Source organism: Streptomyces sp. SID5910, from assembly GCF_009862125.1.
Taxonomy (GTDB): Bacteria; Actinomycetota; Actinomycetes; order Streptomycetales; family Streptomycetaceae; genus Streptomyces.
This window is the reverse complement of sequence record NZ_WWHX01000228.1, coordinates 1-9,516: the sequence shown is the minus strand read 5'-3', so window position 1 is coordinate 9,516 and position 9,516 is coordinate 1. Positions and strand designations below refer to the sequence as shown.

At 74.0% G+C, this 9,516-nt stretch carries 10 protein-coding genes and 1 pseudogene; 3 read left to right on the top strand and 8 right to left on the bottom strand.

From position 1 onward, the window contains the following. Nucleotides 1-207 (top strand): annotated as a pseudogene (locus GTW67_RS08380) (glutamine amidotransferase-related protein); the annotation flags it as partial. Here GTW67_RS08380 and GTW67_RS08375 read toward each other — a convergent pair. From GTW67_RS08375 to GTW67_RS08360, 4 genes are all read right to left on the bottom strand, one after another. Continuing rightward, a complete protein-coding gene (locus GTW67_RS08375; protein ID WP_161164175.1) occupies nucleotides 159-1,154 on the bottom strand; it encodes a 2-hydroxyacid dehydrogenase in 996 nt (331 codons plus the stop codon). The pseudogene GTW67_RS08380 and the gene GTW67_RS08375 sit on opposite strands and share 49 nt — an antisense overlap. A gap of 100 nt (nucleotides 1,155-1,254) precedes the next feature. Then, on the bottom strand, nucleotides 1,255-1,932 hold the full coding sequence (locus tag GTW67_RS08370) for a response regulator (RefSeq protein WP_161164172.1): 678 nt from the start codon (nucleotides 1,930-1,932) through the stop codon (nucleotides 1,255-1,257). Continuing rightward, nucleotides 1,929-3,176: a MacS family sensor histidine kinase gene (gene macS, locus GTW67_RS08365; protein WP_161164171.1), complete on the bottom strand. Its 1,248-nt coding sequence runs from the start codon at nucleotides 3,174-3,176 to the stop codon at nucleotides 1,929-1,931. Before macS ends, GTW67_RS08370 begins: the two co-directional genes overlap by 4 nt. Before the next feature lie 26 nt (nucleotides 3,177-3,202). Beyond that, the gene (locus GTW67_RS08360; RefSeq protein WP_161164174.1) at nucleotides 3,203-3,997 is read right to left on the bottom strand and encodes a lysophospholipid acyltransferase family protein; all 795 of its coding nucleotides are present in this window, start codon (nucleotides 3,995-3,997) and stop codon (nucleotides 3,203-3,205) included. A 192-nt stretch (nucleotides 3,998-4,189) separates the two neighbouring features. Between GTW67_RS08360 and GTW67_RS08355 the strand changes: the two genes are divergently transcribed. Then, nucleotides 4,190-5,017 carry an alpha/beta fold hydrolase gene (locus tag GTW67_RS08355; RefSeq protein ID WP_161164170.1) on the top strand — a complete coding sequence of 276 codons (828 nt, stop codon included), beginning with the start codon at nucleotides 4,190-4,192 and terminating at the stop codon, nucleotides 5,015-5,017. After that, nucleotides 5,010-5,699, top strand: a complete 690-nt coding sequence (locus tag GTW67_RS08350; protein ID WP_346010599.1) for a hypothetical protein — start codon at nucleotides 5,010-5,012, stop codon at nucleotides 5,697-5,699. The genes GTW67_RS08355 and GTW67_RS08350 overlap by 8 nt, the downstream gene beginning before the upstream one ends. Before the next feature lie 24 nt (nucleotides 5,700-5,723). Here the strand turns inward: GTW67_RS08350 and GTW67_RS08345 are convergent, their stop codons facing one another. The 4 genes from GTW67_RS08345 to GTW67_RS08330 form a co-directional block, all read right to left on the bottom strand. Next, complete coding sequence (locus GTW67_RS08345) at nucleotides 5,724-6,470, bottom strand: endonuclease/exonuclease/phosphatase family protein (protein ID WP_161164169.1); 747 nt, start codon at nucleotides 6,468-6,470, stop codon at nucleotides 5,724-5,726. A gap of 114 nt (nucleotides 6,471-6,584) precedes the next feature. After that, nucleotides 6,585-7,538, bottom strand: coding sequence for an ROK family glucokinase (locus GTW67_RS08340; protein ID WP_161164168.1), 954 nt, complete (start codon nucleotides 7,536-7,538; stop codon nucleotides 6,585-6,587). Between the two features lie 54 nt (nucleotides 7,539-7,592). Next, the gene (locus tag GTW67_RS08335) at nucleotides 7,593-8,126 is read right to left on the bottom strand and encodes a DUF5304 domain-containing protein (RefSeq protein ID WP_161164167.1); all 534 of its coding nucleotides are present in this window, start codon (nucleotides 8,124-8,126) and stop codon (nucleotides 7,593-7,595) included. A gap of 57 nt (nucleotides 8,127-8,183) precedes the next feature. Further along, complete coding sequence (locus GTW67_RS08330; RefSeq protein ID WP_161164166.1) at nucleotides 8,184-9,356, bottom strand: ArsA family ATPase; 1,173 nt, start codon at nucleotides 9,354-9,356, stop codon at nucleotides 8,184-8,186. Nucleotides 9,357-9,516 lie beyond the last annotated feature (160 nt).

Sequence of the window (9,516 nt, the reverse complement as noted above, 5' to 3'; positions counted from 1 at the left end):
TAGGCCGCCGCCGAGCTGGCCGCGCACGGCGTGGAGGTGAGCCGCAGCGCCACGCACGAGGTACACGCACTGCGCGGGCCCGGTTTCGCGGGCGTGCAGTTCCATCCGGAGTCGGTGCTGACGCTGAACGGCGCGGCGATCGTGCGGGAGCTGACCGGTCAGCTGCGCGGCACGAGCACGTTCTCGGAGCGGCGGCCGGCCCGGTAGTCGAGGACGTTGCGGAGGGTGGCGTCGACGATCTGCCGGACGGCGTCCTCGGTGTAGTACGCCTGGTGCGAGGTGACCAGGACGTTCGGGAAGGTGACGAGGCGGGCCAGCGTGTCGTCGGCGATGGCCTCCAGGGACTTGTCGAGGAAGAACAGGCCCGCCTCCGCCTCGTACACGTCCAGGCCCACGCCGGTGAAGCGGCCCGCGCGCAGCTCGCCGACGAGGGCGGCGGTGTCGATCAGGCCGCCCCGGCTGGAGTTGACGAGGATCGCGTCGTCCTTCATCGCCTTCAGGGCGTTCGCGTCGATCAGGTGCTGGGTCTCGGCCATCAGCGGGACGTGCAGGCTGACGAGGTCCGCCTCGGCGAGCAGCTCGTCCTTGGGGACGTAGCGCATGCCCAGCTCCAGGCAGGCCGGGTTCTCGGCGACGTCCCAGCCGAGCAGCCGCATGCCGAAGCCGTGGGCGATGCGGGCGAAGGCCTCGCCGATCTTGCCGGTGCCGAGCACGCCGGCGGTGCGGCCGTGCAGGTCGCGGCCCATCAGGCCGTGCAGGCGGAAGTCGAAGTCGCGGGTGCGGGTGGAGGCCCGCACGACGCGCCGGTTGACGGCCATGGCGAGGGTCCAGGCGAACTCGGCGACCGAGTACGGCGAGTAGTACGAGACCCGGGCGACGGTCAGGCCGAGGCGTTCGGCGGCGACGAGGTCGACGTTGTTGAAGCCGGTGGAGCGCTGGGCGACCATCCGGGTGCCGCCGGCCGCGAGGATCTCCAGGACGCCGGCGCCGAGGTCGGCGTTGACGGAGGTGGAGACGATCTCGTGGCCGGCCGCGATGGGTGCGGTGTCCTCGGTGAGGAAGACGTCCAGGCAGTGGACGTCGTGGTGGCCCCGGAAGGCCTCCTCGATCAGGGGCTGCTCGTCGGCCTGGACGCCGAAGGCCAGGATCTGCATGACCGCTCCCGTTCCGCTGGGCTCGTGGCCGGACACGCGGCCGAATATACGGCCCCGGGCCCGGGCCCGCCGGGCGGCCGGCGGTTCTCGGCCGCGCCGGTCACGCGTCGTCCAGGCCCCGCTCTATCGCATAGCGCACGAGCTCCACGCGGTTGTGGAGCTGAAGCTTGCCGAGGGTGTTCTGCACGTGGTTCTGCACGGTGCGGTGGGAGATGACGAGGCGTTCGGCGATCTGCTTGTAGCTCAGGCCCTTGGCGACCAGGCGCAGCACCTCGGTCTCGCGGTCGGTGAGCCGGGGCGCCCCGGGCTCGCCGGTCTCCGGGGCGGGCGCCGGTTCGGAGGCGAGGCGGCGGTACTCGCCGAGGACCAGTCCGGCCAGGCCCGGGGTGAAGACGGGGTCGCCGGCGGCCGTGCGGCGCACCGCGTCCTGAAGCTCCCCGGTGGAGGCCGACTTGAGCAGATAGCCGGTCGCGCCGGACTTCACGGCCTCCAGCACGTCGGCGTGCTCGCCGCTCGCGGACAGCACGAGGACCCGCAGCTTCGGGTCGGTGCCGACGACCTCCTTGCACACCTGGACGCCGGGTTTGCCGGGCAGGTTGAGGTCGAGCACGAGCACGTCGGGTGCGGCGGCCCGGGCGCGGCGCACCGCCTGGTCACCGTCGCCTGCGGTGGCGACCACCTCGAAGCCGGACTCGGCGAGGTCTCGTGCCACGGCGTCGCGCCACATCGGGTGGTCGTCGACCACCATGACCTTGATGGGGTCCTGTCGCTCGGTCATCGGTCTGCCTTCCCCCGTGCGGTGCCGGTGTTCATGGTGGTGCTGGGCGCCTTCGGCGCCCTGAGTTCGACCTCCGTGCCCTGGCCGGGCACCGAGATCAGTTCGGCCGTGCCGCCGAGGTCGCGCAGCCGGCCCCGGATGGACAGGGCGACGCCGAGCCGCCCCTCGCCCTCGGCCTCGGCGAGCCGTCCCTCGGGGATGCCGGGGCCCTCGTCGCGGACGGTGACGATCACCTCGTCGGGCTCGTCCTCGACGAGGATCCACGCGCGCGCGTCCTCGCCGACGTGCGTGCGGACGTTGTCCAGGGCGGCCCCCACGGCGGCGGCGAGCTCCCGTGCCGCGAGCGGCGCCATGGGCACCGGGGCGCCGGGCTCGGCGAGGTTCACGCGCGCGCCGGCGTACGGGGCGAGCAGCGAGCGCAGGTCGACGGGACCGTGGGGGGCGTCCTCCTCCGGTTCCTCCACCGCCCGTACGACGGCCCCCTCGGCGGCGTCCTCCGAGACCCGGGAGACGGGGACGAGGCCGCCGGAGACCAGGGTGCGCAGCGCGACCTCCTGCTCGCCGGCCATGCGGCCCAGCTCGGCCGCCTCGCCGCCGATGACGGCGCCGCGCCGCTGCACCATCGCGAGGACCTGGAGGACGCTGTCGTGGATGTCGCGGGCGAGCCGCTCCCGCTCCCTGGTCGCCGCCTCGATCTCCAGGGCGCGGGCGAGGGTGCGTTCGGAGGCGCGGGCGACCTCGACGACGTAGCCGATGGCGATGGAGGCGACCCAGACGAGGATCACGTTGTGGACGGTGTCGCGGGCCGGGGTGCCGCGTTCGACGAGGTTGGCGACGGCGACGAGGGTGGAGGCGAGGGCCGCCCAGCGCCAGCCGCCCTTGATGGCGAAGGCCAGGACGGAGCCGGCGGTCCATATCGACGGCAGGGTCGGCCCGCCGTCCATGACCCGTTCGTGCGCGTCGGCGAACGGGGTGAGCAGGATGCCGGTGAGCGCGATCGTGAGGTCGGCGGCGAGGAAGCCCTTGGTGCAGCCGGCCGCGCCCGAGACCTTGGGGAGCGTCGCCAGGGTCCAGACGAAGAGGACGGCGTAGTAGGCGACGGCGAGCCAGGGGCGGGCGAAGCCGGACCAGGCGGTGGTGAAGAAGCCGATCGCGTACAGCATGGTGAGCACGCGGTAGCCGGCGAGCGCGCGCCACAGCGGCTGCTCGACCGACATCCTCATGACTCTCTCGCGCCTGGCCATGTCCCCCCGCCCCCGGCCCGGCCCGGCTAGGGCTCGGTCCCCTGCTCGGCGGCTTCGTCCCGCTCGGCCGCCTTCTCCTTCGCGGTCTGTTCCTTCTCCGCCTGGGCGAGCGCGGCCTTCGCGGCCTTGCCCGCCTCCCTCTCGGCCTTCGCCGCCTCCGCGAGCTGCCGCTTCATGGCGGTCGCGTACATGTCGACGTACTCCTGGCCGGAGAGCTTCATGATCTCGTACATGACCTCGTCGGTCACCGCGCGGAGCACGAAGCGGTCGTGCTCCATGCCCTGGTAGCGGGTGAAGTCGAGGGGCTTGCCGATGCGGATGCCGGGCCGCATCAGCTTCGGCATCACCTTGCCGGGCGGCTGGATCTTCTCGGTGTCGATCATGGCGACCGGGAGGACCGGGGCGCCGGTGGCGAGCGCCACGCGCGCGAGGCCGCCGGGCTTGCCGCGGTAGAGCCTGCCGTCCGGGGACCGTGTGCCCTCGGGGTAGATGCCGAACAGCTCGCCGCGCTCCAGGACCTCTATGCCGCTCTTGATGGCGGCCTCGCCCGCGCCGCGCGCGCCGGAGCGGTCCACGGGGAGCTGGCCGACGCCCTTGAAGAACGCGGCGGTCAGCCGGCCCTTCACGCCGGGCGTGTTGAAGTACTCGGCCTTGGCGATGAAGGTGACCTTGCGGTCGAGGACGGCCGGCAGGAAGAACGAGTCGGAGAACGACAGGTGGTTGCTCGCCAGAATGGCGGGGCCGTCGGCCGGGATGTGCTCCAGGCCCTCCACCCAGGGCCGGAAGGCAAGCTTCAGCGAACCCCCGATGGTGACCTTCATCGTGCCGTACAACAACCGACTGCCTCCCGTGTCTGTGGCTCAGACCTTAACCCGGGGCACCGTCAATGGCCCCGACGGCCCTGGTCGGTGTCAGTGCGGTCGCGTACGGTGAAGTACCCGCAAGTACCGCACCGCGTCCATCGCACCCGACGGTCCGGCTGTGCCGGCCCCCTGACGACAGGAGACCGAGACGTGCCGGTCCTGCCCGGAGCCGAGCCGTTCCGCCACGAGGGCGGTGAGGTCGGCGTCCTCCTCTGCCACGGCTTCACGGGTTCCCCGCAGTCGCTGCGCCCCTGGGCGCGGTATCTCGCCGAGCGCGATCTGACCGTCGCGCTGCCGCTGCTGCCCGGGCACGGCACGCGCTGGGAGGACATGCAGGTCACCGGCTGGCAGGACTGGTACGCGGAGGTGGACCGCGAGCTGCGTGCCCTGCGGGAGCGCTGCGCGCGCGTGTTCGTGGCGGGCCTGTCGATGGGCGGGGCGCTGGCGCTGCGGCTCGCCGCGAAACACGGCGACGCGGTGTCGGGCGTCGTGGTCGTCAACCCGGCGAACCGGATGCACGGCGTGGCCCAGCACGCCCTTCCGGTCCTGCGCCATCTGGTGCCCGCGACCAAGGGCATCGCCAGTGACATCGCCAAGCCGCTCGGCGCGGAGCTGGGGTACGACAGGGTGCCGCTGCACGCGGCGCACTCGCTGCGGACGTTCTTCCGTCTCGCCGACGGCGATCTGCCGCAGGTGACGCAGCCGCTGCTGTTGCTGCGCAGCCCGCAGGACCATGTGGTGCCGCCGGCCGACTCGGCGCGCATCCTCGGCCGGGTGTCGTCGACGGACGTCACGGAGATCCTGCTGGAACAGAGCTACCACGTGGCGACGTTGGACCACGACGCGGACCGGATCTTCGCGGAGAGCGTCGCGTTCATCGGCCGGCTCGCGCCCGGTTCCGTGAAGGAGCCGGATGCGGCGCCGGGGCCGGGTTCCGGTGCCGGTCTCGGTGAGGAAGGGACGGCCGCAGGTGACTGAGCACGACTCCGACCGCGAGGACCGGGAGGAGCGGGGAGAGCGGGAGGAGGTGCGGGACGTGGAGCGGGACCGCGAGCGGGACGTCGAGCGGGAGGGCCGCGAGGGGCCAGGCCCCGCTGAGGAGCGCGCGCCGGAGGAGCAGGGGGTGCCCTTCGACGAGGACGCGGCCTGGGCGGCGATCGTCGCCGGGTACGGGGAGGAGCCGCCGGACCCGCCGGGCGCCAAGCCGTTCAAGTCGGTGGAGGACCTGGCCCTCCTGGAGCCGGAGACCAACGAGGCCCCTGCGGAGCCGGAGACGAACGACGACGGGCCCGAGCCGGAGCGGCCGGCCTCGGCCCGTCCGCTGGGCAGCTCCGTCGCCTTCGCCCCGGGTGTCGGGCCGCGCGACCACAGCCTGGCCGAGCCGTCCGAGGGCGATCTCGGCGATTCCGACGAGGGCCACTTCGTGCCGCCCGAGCCGCCGCCCCTGCCCGAGGGCGACACCACGGCGAAGTTCGCCTGGCTTGGTGTGGTCGGCGGGCCGGTGCTGCTCCTGCTGGCGGTGGTGCTGGGCTGGGACATGACCTGGTGGCTGAAGACCCTGGGCATCGGCGGCTTCCTCGGCGGCTTCGCCACGCTGGTCATGCGGATGCGCACGGGCGACGAGGACGACGACGACCCGGGGCGCGGCGCGGTGGTCTGAGGCCGCGCGTACACCGCGAGGTGTTCAGGCGGCGGGCACGCGGAGGGCGGTCAGGACCGGGAGATGGTCCGTGGCCGCCCTCAGGTCGTCCTCGGCCACCCCGGGCAGGCCCGCCGGCACCCCGCAGCCCAGCACCTCGACGCCGTCCGTGGTGAGGACCGCGTCGATGCGCTGATGCGGGTCGGCGGCGGTGGACGTGTACTCGCCGCCCCAGGGAGCGACGGTCCAGCAGTCCCGCAGCCCGTCGCCGAGCCGCCGGAAGACGGGGCCGCCGGGGCGTTCGTTCAGATCGCCGCCCGCCACGGCGTGCTCCACGCCCAGCGCGGCGACCCGGTCGAGGAGCAGGCCGGCCTGAGCGAGTCGCTCGTCCTTCTGGAGCGACAGATGGCAGCTGACGACGCCGAGACGGGCCTTGCCGAAGCGGACCACGGCGGTGGCGAAGCCCCTGCGGTGCAGGCCGGGGGTGAGCGGGAGCAGGACGTCCTCGGTGCGCTCGACGGTGGCCCGCAGGGAGCACAGCAGCGCCGGTCCGGCTGCCGTGGCGCCCCCGGAGAGGAGCACGAGGCCGGAGGCCGCGGCCAGGCGGGAGAGCTTCTTGCGCCAGCGGAAGAAGCGGGGGGCCTCCTGGAGGAGGACGAGGTCGGGGGCGCAGGCGGCGATCACGCGGGCCAGGGCGTCGGTGTCGTCGCGCATCGAGCGGATGTTGTAGCTGAGGACCCGGATGACGGCGGAACCGTCGGGTTCGGTGCGGGAGTTGGGGAGCGGCTCCATGTGGATCACAGTACGCCCAACAGCTCGGGGCGCGAGGATTGTGGGCGAGTGCCGGTTCGTCGTGGCTGATCGCGCAGTTCCCCGCGCCCCTAGAGGCGTTGCTGTGGGCCTCGTTTACATGATCGGGTCGGGCTCGCGGGCCAGGTCCGCTGCGCCTACCATGCCTGCCTTGTTGCCGAGTTCGGCGGCGATCACGTCGGCGACCGGGCGCCAGTTGCCGCCGACCAGCCAGCGCTTGTACGACTTGCGGATCGGGTCCAGGACCAGGTCGCCCTCGTCGGAGAGGCCGCCGCCGACGATGAAGGCGGACGGGTCGAAGAGCGAGGCGAGGTCGGCGAGGCCGGCGCCGGCCCAGCGGGCCAGCTCGCGGTAGGAGTCGACGGCGACCGGGCAGCCCTGCCGGGCGGCGACCGAGATGTGCTTGCCCTCGATGCCCTCGGGGGTGCCGTCGCCGAGCGCGAGCAGCACCTCGGCGCGCTCGGGGGTGGCGTTGGCGCGCTGCTTGGCGTAGCGCACGAGGGCGCGGCCGGAGGCGTACTGCTCCCAGCAGCCCTGTGAGCCGCAGCCGCACAGCAGGCCGTCCGGCACCATGCGGATGTGGCCGAACTCGGCGGCCACGCCGAAGTGGCCGCGGCGCAGCTTGTTGCCGATGATGATGCCGCCGCCGAGGCCGGTGCCGAGGGTGATGCAGATGACGTTGCGGTGGCCCTTGCCCGCGCCGAACTTGTACTCGCCCCAGGCCGCGGCGTTGGCGTCGTTCTCCACGACGACCGGGAGGCCGACGCGGGCCTCGACCTTCTCCTTGAGCGGCTCGTTGCGCCAGTCGATGTTCGGCGCGAAGTAGACCTCGGAGCGCTGGCGGTTGACGTATCCGGCGGCGCCGATGCCCACGCCGACGATCTCGTGCCCCGCGCGTGCGCCCTCCACCGCCGAGGCGATGGCGTCCACGATGGCCTCGGGCGTGCTGGGGGTCGGCACCTTGAAGGTCGAGAGGATGTTGCCTTCCTCGTCGACCACGCCGGCCGCGATCTTCGTGCCGCCGATGTCGACGCCGATGGTGAGTCCCATGAATCCCTCAGTTTCGGTCGAGCCCCGCTACGGCCAACCGTACCCGAGGGGGCCTCAGTCCAAGTCGATGCGTTGGCCGGGGCCGGTGCCCTCGTCGCCGTCGTCGCGGGGTTCGTCCTGGTCACGGGGGTCGTCGGCGCCGGTCGTCCCGGTGGTCCAGCGACGCTCCTGGTTCTGGACGGCGGAGCGGTAGGCGGCGAGGAGTTCGCCGCCGGCCGCAGCGAGGTGATCGAAAACGTCCGGATTGCGCTCGATGACCGGTTCGACGGCGGCCTTGGCCTGCTGGACGACCTGCCGGACCACCTGCTGGGCGGCCGGTCCGGCGACCTGGCCGAGCAGCGGGGACTGGAGGCCGGACAGCTTGTCCGCGACCGTCTCGACCAGCCTGCGCAGTTCCTCGGCGGCCGAGCCCGGCTGCGGCCCGTGCTCGGCGCGGCGGCGGGCCTTCTCGGCCTCCAGGTCCTCGGCGCACGCCGTGGCCCAGGCGTCGTCGTCGGTCGCCCGCGTCTCGCCGGCCGGCGCGGCCGGCCCGACCGTGTCGGCCTCGTCGTGGCGAGCGGCCTCGGACGGGGGGAGCTCTTCGCTCATGACGGACTCCTGACTACGGTTCGTCCTTACGACGTTACCCGAACGGGCGTGGCGGCTTCAGCGTCCCTGCGGCCACAGCCGGGGGTCCGGCGCGAACCGGACGGCGAGGGTGCCCTCGCGCAGGGCGGCCCCGTCGACGGTGCAGCGGCGCAGCGCGGACGGCAGCGGCACGATCCGGCGGAACGGGCCGGTGGTGACGACCAGTTCGTCGCCGCGCCGGACGAGGTCGAGGTCGTCGCGTATGGCGCCGGGCAGCGGGATGTGCCAGACGAGGACGCCGTCGTCGGCCAGCCGGTCGGCGACGGGCCACTCGACCGGGGGGACGTCCTCGTCGACGCCCGGGGCGTCCAGGGCGGCCAGGTCGTCGGCGCCGCGCGGGTCGCGTCCCAGGTGGGCGACGGTCCGGACGTCGTACGTCCCGTGCCACTCCGCGAGCGTCTTGCGCTGCTGGGCGAGGGGGCCGGCGAGCCAGCTGTCCGCGGGGGCGTCCTCGGGCAGGACGCGGTTGGCGACCAGCAGGTCGGTGCGCAGGCCGCGCAGGGCGAGGCCGAGGCGGGCGGTGCGGGCGGCGTCGGCGCCGGCGGGGCCCGGTTCGGCGACGAGCCGTACGACGGTGTGCCGGTCGGCGAGGACGGCCTCGGTGGCGGCGAGTTCCAGGTCCCAGCGGGCGGCGGCCTCGTACAGGGACTCGGCGGGCATGGGGACGCCCGCGAGGCGGCCGAGGACGGGGCGCAGGGCGCGGGCGGCCTGCCGCTCGGGCGGGAGCAGGCGGCGCAGATAGCGGCGCAGTTCCTCGGGGAGGGCGAGCAGGGCGAGGGCGCGCGGGGCGGCCGGGAGGTCGACGACGAGGAGGTCGTGCGCCTCGGCGAGGGCGGCGTCGCGCACGGCGCGCAGCAGGGCGAGTTCGTCGGCGCCGGGCAGGGGCGTGAGCTCCTCGGCGTCGAGGCGGGCTGCGCCGAGCAGGTCGAGGGCGGAGGCGGCGCGTTCCTGGAGGGCGGCGAGGCCGTCCCGGAAACCCTGGGCGGCGTCGGGGCGCCGGACCGTGAGGCCGGGTTCGACGCGGGCCGGTTCCGGGCCGGTGCGCATCCCGAGCGCGGCGCCGAGGGTGTCGTCGCGGTCGGCGCCGAGCAGCAGGGTGCGGGTGCCCTGCCGGGCGGCGGCGAGCGCGGTGGCGGCGGCGACGGTGGTACGGCCGCTGCCGCCGGGGCCTGTGATCAGGATGGTGCGCATGGGGGTGAACGGTACCCGGGGGCTCCGCCGGTTGGGCTGGTGACCGGCGGGGGCGCGAGCGGGCGTGGGTGCGCGGCCCGCGTTGCGGGGTGCCCCGCGTCTGGGGCACCGTACCGGCGTGACGCGGCCCGGCGTTGCGGGGTGCCGCTGCGCCCACCCG